Source organism: Bacillus cereus group sp. MS39, assembly GCF_040448665.1.
Classification (GTDB): Bacteria; Bacillota; Bacilli; order Bacillales; family Bacillaceae_G; genus Bacillus_A; species Bacillus_A wiedmannii.
On record NZ_CP123058.1, the window covers coordinates 1698689 to 1713590 of the forward strand.

Sequence of the window (14902 nt, forward strand, 5' to 3'; positions counted from 1 at the left end):
TTTGTATAAGTGCTGCTACTCTTTTTTTGCTTTTTCTTGATAAGATTTATGGAAGCGTTCCATTTTAGCGCTTTTTTCGTGTGCAGAATTAGAATCGTGTCCAATTTGACCTACTGAGCTTTTTTGAGCACCTTTATTAACGTGGTTTGTCATTTGTGTTCACCTCGCTTTGAGGATTAGTATAAACATTATGTAAAGAAAAACTCGTTAGAAAAGAAAAACCTCTTTACGATCTGTAAAGAGGTTGGATTGCTATTTATGCACTGAACGCTCTTTTGTATCGATACGTCTATGCGGTAAATGCCATTTGTAATGAATAGAAACCATGCGGAAGCAAACAATTAAAATGAATAAGGTATATAGAGCCCAATCGCTAACAATAATTTGAGCACCGATTAAGAAACCTGCTAGAATCGTCCAAAAGGCATATACTTCAGCTCGAAGGACGAGAGGTTTTCTGCGGGCTAAAAGATCGCGGATGATACCACCGCCAATACCAGTTAAAACAGCTGCTACGATTGTAGCGCTAATTGGTAAATTTAATTTTTGAGCGTATAATGCTCCTTGTACGGCGAATGCTGATAAGCCGATAGCATCAGTGATATTTTCCCACTTTTTCCAGTGTCTAATTAATTTATTAGGAAAAAGAAAAATAATCGTCATTGATAGTAGTGCGATTTGGAATAACATGTCTTGTTGCCAAAACGCGACAATCGGATAACCGATTAATAAATTACGAAGGGCACCTCCCCCAAATGCGGTTGCCATTCCTAAAATATACACTCCGAAAATATCATAATCCTCTTCCATTGCAACAATGGCTCCGCTTAGTGCGAAAGCGATTGTGCCTATGATGCTAAAAATCTCCCATGCCATGAATTTTCTCCCCCGCTAACTAGATGAAATGTGCTTCCTCTGCTATTATATTAGAAGGTTTAAATTTCGAAAAGGATGAGTGAACATATTTGATGGAAGAAAAAGAAAAAGTCATATTAGTAGGCTGTCAATTGCCACAAGATGATGATGAAAAGTTTATGCATTCCATGAAAGAGCTTGCATCGCTAGCGAAGACTGCACGAGCAGAATTATTAGTGTCTACAACGCAAAAACGACCGAAGTTTCATCCGGCGACTTATATAGGTAAAGGTAAATTAGAAGAGCTTACAATGTTAACGGAAGAATTAGAACCGGATGTTATCGTATTTAATAACGAATTAACGCCGAGTCAAATTCGGAATTTATCCTCAGTATTAGATGCGAGGGTAATTGATCGAACGCAACTAATATTAGATATTTTTGCGCAACGTGCGAAGTCGAGGGAAGGTAAGCTTCAAGTAGAATTAGCTCAGTTGCAATATACAATGCCGCGTCTTATGGGGCAAGGATTGTCTTTATCACGTCTTGGTGGCGGTATTGGAACGAGAGGGCCGGGTGAGACGAAACTTGAGACGGATCGTCGTCATATTCGATCACGCGTTGATGAAATAAAGAAACAACTTGCGGGTGTTGTGGAGCATCGAAAAAGATATCGTGAGAGAAGAAAAGATAATAAAGTATTTCAAGTTTCATTAATAGGGTATACGAATGCTGGAAAATCTACACTGTTTAATAGATTGACGGAAGCAGATACGTTTGAAGAAAACTTGTTGTTTGCAACGCTAGACCCGACGACAAGGAAGATGCCCTTACCTTCAGGTTATACAGTATTACTAACTGATACGGTGGGTTTTATACAAGATTTACCTACGTCATTAATTGCTGCTTTTCGTTCGACATTAGAAGAAGCTGGTGAAGCGGATGTTATTTTACATGTAGTTGATTCAGCGGATCCTAATTATGTAGGGCATGAGAAAACAGTAAAACGATTATTGTCAGAACTTGAAATTAGTCATATTCCTATTATTACGTTATATAATAAAAAAGATGAATTACATCAAAACTTTATTCCGTTTCCGAAAAGTGACTTCTTAATGACTAGTGCCTTTGAACAAAGTGATTTATTACATATAAAAGAAGCGATAGAAACGAAAATGAAGGAAGAAATGAATCGTTATCAAGTGGAAATTCCACCGAGTGAAGGTAAGCTGTTAACGCTATTAAAGACGGAAACGCTATTAACAAAGATGGAGTTTCTGGAAGAAAAATTTGTATATGATTGCGTAGGGTATATTTTTGCTCATTCATCGCTTAATGTGCAATTAAAGAGATTTTTAGTGGAAGAAGGAGAAAATAAAAATGTTTGATCGTTTGAAAAATGGAGAAAAAATTGCTCCAATCGTAAAAGAAGTAGAGAGCCAGATTACAGAAGTACATAAACGCGCGGATGAAGTAATTGAAAGCAATCAGTTTCGTGTGTTAGAAAGTTTTCGTAAACATAAAATTAGTGATTCGCATTTTATCCCGACGACAGGTTACGGTTATGATGATATTGGCCGTGATACGTTAGAAAAAGTGTATGCGGATGTATTTGGAGCGGAAGCTGGTCTTGTTCGTCCGCAAATTATTTCAGGTACTCATGCTATTTCTACAGCGTTATTCGGTATTTTACGTCCGGGAGATGAGTTATTGTATATCACTGGCAAACCGTATGATACGTTAGAAGAAATCGTTGGTGTACGCGGAAAAGGTGTAGGTTCATTTAAAGAATATAATATTGGTTATAATGCAGTTCCACTTACTGAAGAGGGGCTTGTTGATTTTGGAGCTGTTGCGGCTGCAATTCATAGTAATACGAAGATGATTGGGATTCAGCGCTCAAAAGGTTATGCTACTCGTCCATCGTTTACTATTTCTCAAATTAAAGAGATGATAGCATTCGTTAAAGAAATTAAACCTGATGTTGTTGTGTTTGTAGATAACTGTTATGGTGAGTTTATTGAAGAGCAAGAGCCATGTCATGTTGGTGCAGATTTAATGGCAGGTTCGCTTATTAAAAACCCTGGTGGTGGAATTGTTAAAACTGGTGGTTACATTGTTGGTAAAGAACAGTATGTTGAAGCGTGTGCATATCGTTTAACATCTCCGGGAATCGGTGCGGAAGCAGGGGCATCTTTATACAGTCTGCAAGAAATGTATCAAGGTTTCTTCTTAGCGCCGCATGTAGCGGGACAAGCGCTAAAAGGTGCGATTTTTACAGCTGCATTTTTAGAGAAGTTAGGAATGAATACATCACCAGCATGGAATGCACCAAGAACAGATTTAATTCAGTCTGTTCAATTTGATGATAAAGATCGTATGATTGCATTCTGCCAAGCGATTCAATATGCATCTCCAATTAATTCTCACTTCACTCCATATGCGAACTATATGCCGGGTTATGAAGATGATGTAATTATGGCTGCGGGAACGTTTATTCAAGGTGCAAGTATTGAATTGTCAGCTGATGGTCCAATTCGTCCGCCTTATGTTGCTTACGTGCAAGGTGGGTTAACTTATTCACATGTGAAGATTGCGATTTGTTCTGCAATTGATGCGTTAATTGAAAAAGAATTATTAACAATTTCTTAAGGGGAAGCTGTCGATTTCGACAGCTTTTTTCTAATGAAAGTAATGATTAATTTCATTAGAAAAAAGAATGAAAAAATTTATAAAAAAATCATGTAAGAAAAGCTAACATCTATTGACACTAAACATAACATGGTATAAAATGAGAAGCAGTTAAGGCGAAGGAGGAACTGAAACAATGAAAGAAGATAGACGTTCTGCCCCGCTGTTTCCTATTGGTATTGTTATGGATTTAACACAATTATCTGCACGTCAAATTCGCTACTATGAAGAGCATAATCTTGTTTCTCCAACCCGTACAAAGGGGAATCGTAGATTATTTTCATTTAACGATGTAGATAAGTTGTTAGAGATTAAAGATTTATTAGATCAAGGCTTGAATATGGCTGGTATTAAACAAGTGTTACTAATGAAAGTAAATCAAACAGAAACAGTGAAAGTAAAAGAGGAAACGAAAGAAATTTCAAAAACCGAGCTTCGCAAAATACTTCGAGATGAACTACAACATACAGGTAGATTCAATCGGACTTCATTGCGACAAGGTGACATTTCAAGGTTTTTTCACTAAAGATAACTGATTCTGAAGGTGTTTAGAGGGACTAAGGAGGAATTTATAATGGCTAGGTACACAAGAGAAGATATTTTCCGTTTGGCGAAAGAAGAGAATGTAAAGTATATCCGCTTACAATTTACGGACCTTTTAGGAGTAATTAAAAACGTAGAAATTCCAGTGAGCCAATTAACAAAAGCTCTTGATAACAAAATGATGTTTGATGGATCTTCTATTGAAGGTTTCGTACGTATTGAAGAATCTGATATGTACTTATTCCCGGATTTAGATACTTGGGTAATTTTCCCTTGGACAGCTGAAAAAGGCAAAGTAGCTCGATTAATCTGTGATATTTACAATGCAGATGGCACTCCATTTGATGGCGATCCACGTAACAACTTAAAGCGTGTATTAAAAGAAATGGAAGCATTAGGATTCTCAGATTTCAATCTTGGACCAGAGCCAGAATTCTTCCTATTTAAAGTAGATGAAAAAGGAAATCCAACATTAGAATTAAACGATAACGGTGGATACTTCGACCTTGCGCCGATGGATCTAGGGGAAAACTGTCGTCGTGATATCGTTCTTGAACTTGAAGAAATGGGCTTTGAAATCGAAGCGTCTCACCATGAGGTTGCTCCAGGGCAACATGAGATTGACTTTAAATATGCAAATGCAATTCGTTCATGTGATGACATTCAAACATTCAAACTTGTTGTAAAAACAATTGCTCGTAAACACGGTTTACATGCAACATTTATGCCAAAACCATTATATGGTGTGAACGGTTCAGGTATGCACTGTAACTTATCACTATTCAAAAATGGTGAGAACGTATTTTTCGATCAAAACGGTGACTTACAATTAAGTGATGATGCTCGTCACTTCATCGCAGGTATTTTAAAACACGCACCAGCATTTACAGCGGTAGCAAACCCAACTGTAAACTCTTACAAGCGTTTAGTACCTGGATACGAAGCTCCTTGTTACGTAGCATGGTCTGCACAAAATCGTAGCCCGTTAGTACGTATCCCTGCATCTCGTGGAATTAGTACACGCGTAGAAGTACGTAGTGTTGACCCAGCTGCAAACCCATATTTAGTAATGGCTACATTATTAGCAGCAGGTCTTGATGGAATTAAAAACAAATTAACTCCACCAGCTGCAGTAGACCGTAACATCTATGTAATGACAAAAGAAGAGCGCGAAGAAGCAGGCATCGTTGACTTACCAGCAACATTAGCGCAAGCATTAATTACATTGCAATCGAATGAAGTAGTATGTGGTGCACTAGGTGACCATTTACTTGAGCACTTCATCGAAGCGAAAGAGATTGAGTGGGACATCTTTAGAACGCAAGTTCACCAATGGGAACGTGATCAATATATGTCTCTATACTAAGAGGCTTAAACCCTTGACACATAATGTGTTGAGGGTTTTTTATTTACAAAACATTTTTATAGGAGGGGATATAAAGGGGCAAACAAATTCAAAAATGTATTTGCTAATACCAATGTGAAATGAATTTCAATTGAAAAAGTGAGTTATAATATACGACCGATTTAAAAGTTTTAAAAAGCCTTGCTACAATCCGTTTTAATACAAAGAAAAACACCCTGATACTGCAGTAATAGGGTGTTTTCGTCATTTATCTACAGTGAATTATGAAGAATATTGTCGTAATTTTTGAGCTGGAATTAAGAAGTGATTAAACAAAAATAAATTATATTGACTCGTTCTATATAAAGAACTAAAATGACAGTAATTAGGAAGTTTTGTATATTCGAAAAATAAAAATAATAATCTTGTTTTTGTTTTTTTATGGAATGCTCAACTGAAATCTCATTGGTATTAAATGAGGGGGAGAAGTAATGAATAAGGAAATAAATTTGAAAAATCTATTCACTTTAATGCGGAAAAGGGTGTGGATACTACTATTGTTTACGACTCTCACAACGGTAGGAGGAGTCCTGTATAGTATGTATATGAAAACGCCTTTGTATGCTTCTTCGGCAAGGGTAATTGTTCAAGCTAATGCCGAAACGATGAATACATTGAAAGCAATGGTAAATGAGCCTGTAATATTAGAAAAAGTAGCTGCTGAATTGAATATAAACAGATCAGCAGGTGCATTAAGTGGACAAATAAGTACAGAAAGTGTACAAGGCTCTCAAATTATGAGGATAAATGTAGTGGATATGGATCCTGTGCTTGCACATAAAATTGCAAATACTACAGCGGCTGTTTATAAGCAAGAAGTAGCAAATATACTGAATTTTAATAATGTAAGTATATTACCAGAGGATCCAGTTCAAAAAAATTCTATGCCTATAAATATAAATCACTTTAAGACGATACTAATCGCATTCACGCTAGGTATGGTGCTCAGTATCGGTTTTATTTTTTTATTGGATTCATTGGATGAGAGAATCCAATCAGAACGACGAATTGAACAATTGTTAGATATCCCTGTTTTGGGTGGAATTTCTAAAATGAATAAGAAGAATATGAAAGATAAATTTAGTGGGAAAAATACAGTGTTATTGGGGGAGGGAACGGAGTGGCATACAAAAATAGACGGAAAACAAATAAAGTTAAAGGAGAGAGTATAGTTGCGTATACCGCCCCAAGATCGAAAATTTCGGAGCAGTATCGTTCGCTTCGAACAAACATTCAATTATCTTCGTCTATGCATAAAATCAGGACGATAGTGATTACTTCTCCGAGGTACGGTGAAGGGAAATCAACGATTACAGTAAATTTAGCAGTCTCAATAGCACAAAAAGGTGAAAAAGTATTGGTAATAGATGCGAATTTACGAACACCAACGATTCATGAAATGTTAGAAGTAGAAAATACAATTGGATTAACTGACATATTGAACGGAAAAACAAATTTGGTAGGTGCTGTAAAAAAAACAAGGATGGAGAGTCTGGATGTATTAACTAGCGGTCCAGTACCATTCAATCCGTCAGAAGTACTTAGTTCAGAGGAAATGGATATGTTGATTCAAAAGGCGATGGAACGGTATGACATCATATTATTTGACTCTTCCCCTGTATTAGAAGTAACAGATACGAGCGTATTAGCTGATAAGTGTGAAGGAGTACTTTTGGTGATCCGATATAATCGCACTGTGAACGAAGACGCACTTGAAACGAAAAGGGCACTAAGTTTTACGAAAAGTAGAATGTTGGGTGCGATTTTGAATGGGAAAGTATAAAAGCTATTTTTAAATTAAACTTTCACAAGTGGAATTGTTCGTTATAAAGAAGAAAATAAAATCGTGATGTGGTGATGTCTCCTGACCGCTATCAATGGAGGCACTCGATTATGCTGTGGGTTGTGAAAACAACCTTAGATGCCAGTCGTCAAAAGTGTAATGTGAGGGAGGGTTAGATGCCCATGTTTTATTAAAGTTTCTAACTATGTGTTTTTAATAAAGAGAATATAGTTAGAAACTTTAAGTTTGAAAGAGTTAAGTAAGGAATTGATTAAAGGAGGAAGTTATATGACGTATCGCCGGAGGATATCGTTATTGCTTTTAATGGATTCACTGATAGTATTAACTGCTATTTTTTTTAGTTATTTTTTTGTAAATGCTAGCTTCAGTGTTATCACTTTATCATCAGTTATTAGCTCTATCACTTTATTAGTTAGTCATCATTTGTTTGCTTTTATTTATAAGTTGTATAAAAAGGCATTGGAATATGCAAGTATAGGAGAATTGCTAATTATATGCAAGGTTGTTACATTTTCTATACTTACTACAGCGGTTGTGCAGCAACTAGTCATGGGGAAAATGTATTTTCGATTGTTAGTTGTTACTTGGATGATTCATATTTTATTAATAGGTGGTTCTCGCTTTATTTGGAGAATGTACAGAGATATTTATTATGTAAAAAAAGGAGATAAGAAAAGAACGTTAATTGTTGGTGCGGGATCCGCTGGGACAATGGTTGCAAGACAGTTGTTGAAGAATAGTGCTACGGAATTAATGCCAGTCGCGTTTATTGATGATAATGTCAAAAAACATAATCTTGATATTTGGGGGATTCCGGTAATTGGTGGTACGAACCAAATTGATTACGTTATCAAAAAACTGAATATTGAAATGATAATTTTAGCAATTCCTTCGCTAAACAAGAAAGATAGAAATAATATTTTAAAAGATTGTTTAAAAACAAATGTAAAAACGCAAATTCTTCCAATGTTAGAAGACTTAGTAACAGGTAAAGTTTCAGTGAATGAATTCAGAGATGTTCAAGTAGAAGATTTATTAGGGCGTGATCCTGTAGAGTTAGATGTGGATATCATTTCAGATTATATAACGGATAAAGTCATTTTAGTTACTGGTGCAGGTGGATCAATAGGTTCAGAAATTTGTAGACAAGTTGCGAAGTTTAAGCCGAAAAAATTGATTTTATTAGGGCACGGAGAAAACAGTATATATTCAATAGAAATGGAATTAAATGAAAAACATAATGATAAAAAAGGCGTGTTTATTCCAGAAATCGCAGATATTCAAGATGAAAAGAAGATGCATTTAATCATGAATAAACATCTTCCTCATGTTGTATATCATGCTGCTGCACATAAACATGTACCATTAATGGAAAACAATCCTGAAGAGGCAGTTAAAAATAATTTGATTGGGACTATGAATATAGCAGAGGCGGCAAAAACACATGGAGTAGGAACGTTTGTTATGATTTCGTCGGATAAAGCAGTGAACCCAACGAGTGTTATGGGGGCGACAAAGAAATTAGCTGAGATGGTAATACAACATAAAGATAAAATAAGTCATACAAAGTTTGTTACTGTACGATTTGGAAATGTCTTAGGAAGTAGAGGGAGTGTTATCCCGTTATTTAAGAAGCAGATTCAAAAAGGGGGGCCAGTTACAGTTACTCACCCAGATATGGTTCGTTATTTTATGACTATTCCGGAGGCATCTAGACTGGTAGTACAAGCCGGTGCGTTAGCAAAAGGTGGAGAAATTTTTGTACTGGATATGGGAGAACCAGTAAAAATAGTGGATCTTGCTAAAAACCTCATTCGATTATCAGGAAACTCTGTGGATGAAATAGGAATAGAATTTACGGGTATACGCCCTGGAGAGAAATTGTTTGAAGAATTACTAAAAGAAGATGAAATGAATGAAAAGCAAGTCCACCCGAGAATTTATGTAGGGCAAGAAATGAATGTTCGTATAGATGAGATAGAAAAATTGATTTCTGAATATTCGGTATTAAGTGAATTAGAATTAAGAAAGCGATTGTTAAATTTAGTGAATCAGCGTAAAACTTTAAAGCTATTAATACCAGTATCAGGTTAAAGGCAAAAATTTATAATAAGACGGGTGCGTGGGATGGTGTCTAAAAAAGTTCTGTTTTGTGCAACTGTGGATTATCATTTTAAAGCATTTCATTTACCGTATTTGAAATGGTTTGCAGACCAAGGTTGGGAAGTACATGTTGCAGCGAATGGGAATATGCACCTTCCGTACGTAACTCAAAAATATAATATTCCTATTCAAAGATCACCTCTTAGCATACAAAACCTTCATGCATATAAAAAACTAAAATCAATTATTCACCAAAATAAATATAAAATCATTCATTGTCATACGCCTATGGGAGGTGTAATTGCTCGAATAGCTGCCCGGAAAGCACGGCGGGAAGGGACAAAGGTAATATATACGGCGCATGGATTTCACTTTTGTAAAGGATCGCCGTTTATAAATTGGCTTTTATACTATCCAATCGAAAGAAGTTTAGCTACTACTACAGATTGTCTCATAACAATTAATCAAGAAGATTACAATTTAGCGGTTAAACATCGTTTTCAAGCTAAAGATATTAAACTCGTTCATGGTGTAGGGGTAGATATAGAACGATATGTTCCTGTTACTGAAAGTGAAAAGGAGAAAATAAGACATAAAAATGGTTATAAGTCTAAAGATTTTTTAATGTTTTATGCTGCTGAATTTAATAAGAATAAAAATCAAAGCTTTTTAATCCATGTATTAGCACAATTGAAAAATGAAATGCCACATGTAAAGCTTTTGCTTGCTGGAGAAGGTCCGTTAATGGAAGAGTGCAAAAAAATAGCGACGCAACTAGGTGTGAGTAGTATGGTGCACTTTCTTGGTTATAGAAATGATATAGCCCATTTGCTACTGATGTGTGATCTAGCTGTTGCATCCAGTTACAGGGAAGGTTTGCCAGTTAATATTATGGAAGCCATGGCTTGTGGACTTCCGGTTGTAGCTACAAGTAACCGAGGGCACAGGGAGTTAATTATTAATAATAAAAATGGTTGGACTATAGAACGCGATGACATAAAGACGATGGCTGAAAGAATCAATACTATTTCTAAAAATACTAAATTACAAGCGCAGTTTGGACAGTATGGACGTACTATTATTACGAATGAATATTCAGTCAATGAAGTATTGAAAGAGAAAAAAGAAATTTATACAAGTTATATGGATGAAATGGAGGATTTAAATTGGGCACTCCATTAAGAGTATTACATGTAGTCGTAAATATGAATAGAGGCGGAGCCGAAACTTTAATTATGAATTTGTATCGTAATATAGACCGCTCAAAAGTACAATTTGATTTTTTAACTTGTAAAGAGGGAGTATTTGATAAAGAGATAGTAAAGTTGGGCGGGGAAGTTCATAGAATTCCATACGTTACAGATGTTGGTCATAGAGGTTATATAAAGGCTCTCAATACCTTCTTTAACTCTCATCCACAATATAAAATCATTCATTCACATATGGATAAAATGAGCGGATTTGTCCTTCGTTCAGCAAAAAAAGCAAGGGTGCCAGTTAGGATTGCGCATAGTCATAGTACAAGCAGTGAGGGTGGGGCTATAGCAAAAATATATAAATGGTATGCAGGAGCATTTATTACGTCGTGTGCTACACATTTTTTAGCGTGTTCAGTAGCTGCAGCGCAATGGTTGTTTGCTAATAGAGAAAGTGCAACAAAAATATTAAAAAATGGAATTGAATGTGATGAATTTACATTTAATCCAGACATTAGAGCGCAGGTAAGAAAAGAACTCAACCTTCATGGGGATGTTTTTGTGATTGGACACGTGGGAAGATTTGCGCATCCAAAAAATCATACTTTTTTAATTGATATTTTTGCTCAATTAATAGAATACAGGCCGAACTCTATTCTTCTATTAGTTGGAGATGGGCCACTTCGATTAGAAATGAAGAAAAAAGTAGAGAAACTGAATCTAACAGATAAAGTTAAATTTTTAGGAATACGTAGTGATATTAATCGTTTATTACAAGCATTTGATACATTTATATTTCCATCTATTTATGAAGGTTTACCAGTTACTCTTATTGAAGCACAAGGGGCGGGTTTGCCATGTATTATATCGGACACTATTACACAAGATGTGGATTTGGGGTTGAATTTAGTTGAACAGTGTTCATTGTTAGAAATAAGAAATTGGGTAGGTCCATTACAAAATATAGCGAACAAGCAGGTATCGCGAAGTGTGGAACAAAATGTATTAGCTGAAAAAGGATACGATATAAAAAATATTACAAGGTTTACCCAAAAATTTTATGTAGCAGTATCGAGGTGAGCATATTGAAAAGGCTAACGATTTTTACCCCTACATATAATCGAGCATATTGTCTTCAGGGGTGTTATGAAAGTTTGAAGCAGCAAACGTGTAAAGATTTTATATGGTTAATTATAGATGATGGGTCTGATGATTATACAAAGGAGTTAGTGCAATCTTGGATTTCTGAAGATTGCATAAGCATACGGTATTACTGGCAAGTAAATCAAGGGATGCATGGTGCTCATAATGTAGCTTACGAGATGATTGATACAGAACTTAATGTATGTATTGATTCAGATGACTCAATGCCTAGTGACGCCGTAGAGAAAATTATTTCATTTTGGGATGAAAATGGAAGTGACCAAGTAAGTGGAATTATTGCTCTTGATTTATATAAAGATGGGACAGTAATTGGTTCAAAGCTACCATTAAATCTTAACCGTTCTACACTTTTTAATCTTTACAATAAACATGGTGTAACTGGAGATAAGAAATTAGTATATCGAACAGAACTCACTAGGAAGTATCCTTATCCGGTTTTTAAAAATGAAAAGTATGTAGGTTTGGCATATAAATACTATATGTTGGATCAGAAATATGAGATGTTACTCATGAACGAAGCACTTTGTTATGTTGAATATATGCCTGATGGTTCGTCGATGAATATGCTAAGTCAGTATTGTAAAAATCCAAAAGGTTTTGCTTTTTATCGTAAGGAACTGATGAAGCTACCATTTGCAAATAGATTGTTTAAATATAGACAAGCTGTACATTATGTATCAAGTAGCATTATTGCGAAGAATAAAAAATTTATAAAAGAGTCACCATGCAAAGTGCTTACCCTTTGTGCAGTGCCATTTGGGATTATTCTATATAGTTACATTACATTGAAAACAAGAATGAAAGTAAATATATAGAAATTTAATTAGGATTGATAAGAGGGAAGAATAATGACTATACTTTGGATGAATTTCTTTATAGTGTTCGTACTAGCGTTTTTTGCACGGTATTTTGCGATGCCAGTAACTTCAGAAAATGTGATGTTAAAACCGAATCGACTCTTGATTTTAATGGCGACGACCTCTCTTGTACTAGTATCTGGTTTTAGAAATAATATTGGTGATACGTATTTTTATATGCATGCTTTTACAGTTACTGATTTTAATTGGGATTATATTCAAAGTAGTAAGGACGTTGGATTTAGTATTTTACAAATGATTTTAAAAGTATATACGAATGATCCGCAAGTTTTGATTTTGATAACAGCTCTATTAACAAATATATTAATAGTAGCAGTTCTATATAAATATTCAAGAATGATTGAATTAAGTTTATATGTGTATATCGCATCCGGCATGTATTTAGTGTCAATGAATGGAGTAAGACAGTATTTAACTGCAGCGATTATTTTTACTGCTACAAAATATATTTTAGATGGGAATTGGAAGAGATATTTTTTGATTGTCCTATTTGCTTCTACTTTTCATCAAAGCGCCCTTGTATTAATTCCTATTTATTTTGTAGTCCGAAGAAAAGCATGGTCGACAATATCATTTATACTACTCTTTGTTGCGGTACTTATAGTAATAGGGTTTAATCAGTTTGCAGAAATTTTCTTTGCAACTATAGGGGATACACAATATGGTCACTATAAGGATTTTCAAGAAGGAGGAGCTAATATTCTTCGGGTTGCTGTGGATGCAATACCGCTCATTCTAGCTTATATTGGGAGACATAAATTAAGAGAGATTTTTCCGGAAAGTGATTATATCGTAAATATGGCATTGTTAGGTCTAGTTTTTATGATTATTTCAACTCAAAATTGGATTTTTGCAAGATTCTCCATATATTTTGGGCTATATCACTTGATATTGATATCGTGGGTTATAAAGTTATTTATAGAAAAGGATCAAAAGTTAATTTACTATGCAGTAATATTATGTTATTTTGTTTACTTTGTATTTGAACATATTATTACTTTAGGAATAGTTTATAAGAGTAGTTTTTGGGGATAAAATATATATTTGAAAATCGTTCTTAGATGGGAGTAATTTTCAATGTTTAAACAAGAACGACCAAAAAGAGTGTTACATATCGTTAGTGCGATGGACCGAGGTGGCGCTGAGACCTTATTAATGAATGTATATAGGAATATAGATAGAGAAATGGTGCAATTTGATTTTGTTTCCCATAAAAGTGAAGAAAGTGATTATGATAAGGAAATCATTGCGTTAGGTGGGAAAATACACCGAATATCTAGCTTAGGACAGCTAGGCCCTCTTTCATACATTAAAGAGCTTGTTAAGGTAATGTCTGATAATCAATATGTGGCCGCTCATGCACATACTGATTATCAGGGGGGGATTGTGGCTATTGCTGCTAAAATAGCTGGTATAAAAATAAGGATTTGTCATTCACATAGTAATAATTGGCCGATGGGATCGGGGGTAAAAGGGAAAGTTTTATTGAGTTTTTTACGAACAGTTATTACTTATGCAGGAACAAATTATTGTGCGTGCAGTGTAGAATCTGCACGTTTTTTATTTCAAAAAAACATTGATAATTCAAAGGTAAAGATAATGAAAAACGCAATAGATATTAATCAATTTATTAATGTAAATATGCAGGATGATAATAAAATAAGGAATGAATTCAATATACCAGTTGAACAGAAAGTGATTGGTCATATTGGGCGTTTTTCTGAATCTAAAAATCATATATTTATATTGAAAGTTTTCAATGAGGTATTAAAATATGATCCTAATTTTATGCTTGTTTTAGTAGGAGATGGTCCGTTACAGAAGTCTATTGAGCTAGAATCCAAAAGACTAGGTATCTATGAAAAAGTTAGATTTTTAGGAGTAAGAAAAGATATTCCAAGAATTATAAGGATGTTTGATGTTTTTCTTTTTCCGTCACTTTTTGAGGGATTTGGAATTGTTGCATTAGAAGCACAGTGTGCAGGTATTCCGTGTGTAGTGGCAAATACAATAACTAAAAATGTTGATATGGGATTAGGGATAGTATCATTTGTTAGCTTGGATGAAAATCTTAAAATATGGTCTGCAGAAATTCAAAAGGTTTTGGAAAAAGAAAAATTAAATACAGAAATAATAACTGATACAATCTCGAAGCTAGGTTTTGATATAAAGAGTAATATTCAAGAGTGGCTATTATTATATGGATTAGAGTATAGGGAATCATAGTTAAATGTAATTATTTTCATAAGAAGAAAACTAGTAA

At 34.7% G+C, this 14902-nt stretch carries 14 protein-coding genes; 12 read left to right on the top strand and 2 right to left on the bottom strand.

All coding sequences use genetic code 11. The features are described from left to right. Window positions 1-15: 15 nt before the first annotated feature. Complete coding sequence (locus QEP67_RS08875) at window positions 16-153, bottom strand: hypothetical protein (protein WP_000181498.1); 138 nt, start codon at window positions 151-153, stop codon at window positions 16-18. A gap of 99 nt (window positions 154-252) precedes the next feature. Continuing rightward, window positions 253-876 (bottom strand): trimeric intracellular cation channel family protein, encoded by a 624-nt coding sequence (locus QEP67_RS08880; RefSeq protein WP_000312271.1) that lies wholly within the window; start codon window positions 874-876, stop codon window positions 253-255. Between the two features lie 92 nt (window positions 877-968). Here QEP67_RS08880 and hflX point away from each other — a divergent pair, with 92 nt between their 5' ends. The 12 genes from hflX (at window position 969) to QEP67_RS08940 (ending at window position 14865) form a co-directional block, all read left to right on the top strand. After that, window positions 969-2243, top strand: a complete 1275-nt coding sequence (gene hflX / locus QEP67_RS08885) for a GTPase HflX (protein ID WP_000391404.1) — start codon at window positions 969-971, stop codon at window positions 2241-2243. Beyond that, on the top strand, window positions 2236-3507 hold the full coding sequence (locus tag QEP67_RS08890) for a methionine gamma-lyase family protein (RefSeq protein WP_000460296.1): 1272 nt from the start codon (window positions 2236-2238) through the stop codon (window positions 3505-3507). The genes hflX and QEP67_RS08890 overlap by 8 nt, the downstream gene beginning before the upstream one ends. Window positions 3508-3682: 175 nt before the next feature. Next, complete coding sequence (gene glnR, locus QEP67_RS08895; protein WP_000656785.1) at window positions 3683-4072, top strand: transcriptional repressor GlnR; 390 nt, start codon at window positions 3683-3685, stop codon at window positions 4070-4072. 48 nt (window positions 4073-4120) lie between these two features. Further along, window positions 4121-5455, top strand: coding sequence for a type I glutamate--ammonia ligase (gene glnA / locus QEP67_RS08900; RefSeq protein WP_000135336.1), 1335 nt, complete (start codon window positions 4121-4123; stop codon window positions 5453-5455). 470 nt (window positions 5456-5925) lie between these two features. Beyond that, a complete protein-coding gene (locus QEP67_RS08905) occupies window positions 5926-6666 on the top strand; it encodes a Wzz/FepE/Etk N-terminal domain-containing protein (RefSeq protein ID WP_001031068.1) in 741 nt (246 codons plus the stop codon). Further along, window positions 6615-7277: a CpsD/CapB family tyrosine-protein kinase gene (locus tag QEP67_RS08910; RefSeq protein WP_000323607.1), complete on the top strand. Its 663-nt coding sequence runs from the start codon at window positions 6615-6617 to the stop codon at window positions 7275-7277. Before QEP67_RS08905 ends, QEP67_RS08910 begins: the two co-directional genes overlap by 52 nt. 288 nt (window positions 7278-7565) lie before the next feature. Continuing rightward, window positions 7566-9392 (top strand): nucleoside-diphosphate sugar epimerase/dehydratase, encoded by a 1827-nt coding sequence (locus QEP67_RS08915; protein ID WP_000222380.1) that lies wholly within the window; start codon window positions 7566-7568, stop codon window positions 9390-9392. 33 nt (window positions 9393-9425) lie between these two features. Next, a complete protein-coding gene (locus tag QEP67_RS08920; RefSeq protein ID WP_000253785.1) occupies window positions 9426-10583 on the top strand; it encodes a glycosyltransferase family 4 protein in 1158 nt (385 codons plus the stop codon). Then, complete coding sequence (locus QEP67_RS08925) at window positions 10568-11677, top strand: glycosyltransferase family 1 protein (RefSeq protein ID WP_000537139.1); 1110 nt, start codon at window positions 10568-10570, stop codon at window positions 11675-11677. The genes QEP67_RS08920 and QEP67_RS08925 overlap by 16 nt, the downstream gene beginning before the upstream one ends. 5 nt (window positions 11678-11682) lie before the next feature. Continuing rightward, window positions 11683-12576: a glycosyltransferase family 2 protein gene (locus QEP67_RS08930; RefSeq protein WP_002107855.1), complete on the top strand. Its 894-nt coding sequence runs from the start codon at window positions 11683-11685 to the stop codon at window positions 12574-12576. 33 nt (window positions 12577-12609) lie between these two features. After that, on the top strand, window positions 12610-13674 hold the full coding sequence (locus tag QEP67_RS08935) for an EpsG family protein (protein WP_000154271.1): 1065 nt from the start codon (window positions 12610-12612) through the stop codon (window positions 13672-13674). A gap of 42 nt (window positions 13675-13716) precedes the next feature. Beyond that, complete coding sequence (locus tag QEP67_RS08940; protein ID WP_000476157.1) at window positions 13717-14865, top strand: glycosyltransferase family 1 protein; 1149 nt, start codon at window positions 13717-13719, stop codon at window positions 14863-14865. The last annotated feature ends 37 nt before the right edge of the window (window positions 14866-14902 follow it).

Bases quoted from the DNA above. Each gene is read 5' to 3' on its own strand.
- QEP67_RS08890 (WP_000460296.1), top strand. From the start codon at position 2,236: ATGTTTGATCGTTTGAAAAATGGAGAAAAAATTGCTCCAATCGTAAAA.
- hflX (WP_000391404.1), top strand. From the start codon at position 969: ATGGAAGAAAAAGAAAAAGTCATATTAGTAGGCTGTCAATTGCCACAA.
- QEP67_RS08905 (WP_001031068.1), top strand. From the start codon at position 5,926: ATGAATAAGGAAATAAATTTGAAAAATCTATTCACTTTAATGCGGAAA.
- QEP67_RS08875 (WP_000181498.1), bottom strand. From the start codon at position 153: ATGACAAACCACGTTAATAAAGGTGCTCAAAAAAGCTCAGTAGGTCAA.
- QEP67_RS08915 (WP_000222380.1), top strand. From the start codon at position 7,566: ATGACGTATCGCCGGAGGATATCGTTATTGCTTTTAATGGATTCACTG.
- QEP67_RS08920 (WP_000253785.1), top strand. From the start codon at position 9,426: ATGGTGTCTAAAAAAGTTCTGTTTTGTGCAACTGTGGATTATCATTTT.
- glnR (WP_000656785.1), top strand. From the start codon at position 3,683: ATGAAAGAAGATAGACGTTCTGCCCCGCTGTTTCCTATTGGTATTGTT.
- glnA (WP_000135336.1), top strand. From the start codon at position 4,121: ATGGCTAGGTACACAAGAGAAGATATTTTCCGTTTGGCGAAAGAAGAG.
- QEP67_RS08880 (WP_000312271.1), bottom strand. From the start codon at position 876: ATGGCATGGGAGATTTTTAGCATCATAGGCACAATCGCTTTCGCACTA.
- QEP67_RS08935 (WP_000154271.1), top strand. From the start codon at position 12,610: ATGACTATACTTTGGATGAATTTCTTTATAGTGTTCGTACTAGCGTTT.
- QEP67_RS08940 (WP_000476157.1), top strand. From the start codon at position 13,717: ATGTTTAAACAAGAACGACCAAAAAGAGTGTTACATATCGTTAGTGCG.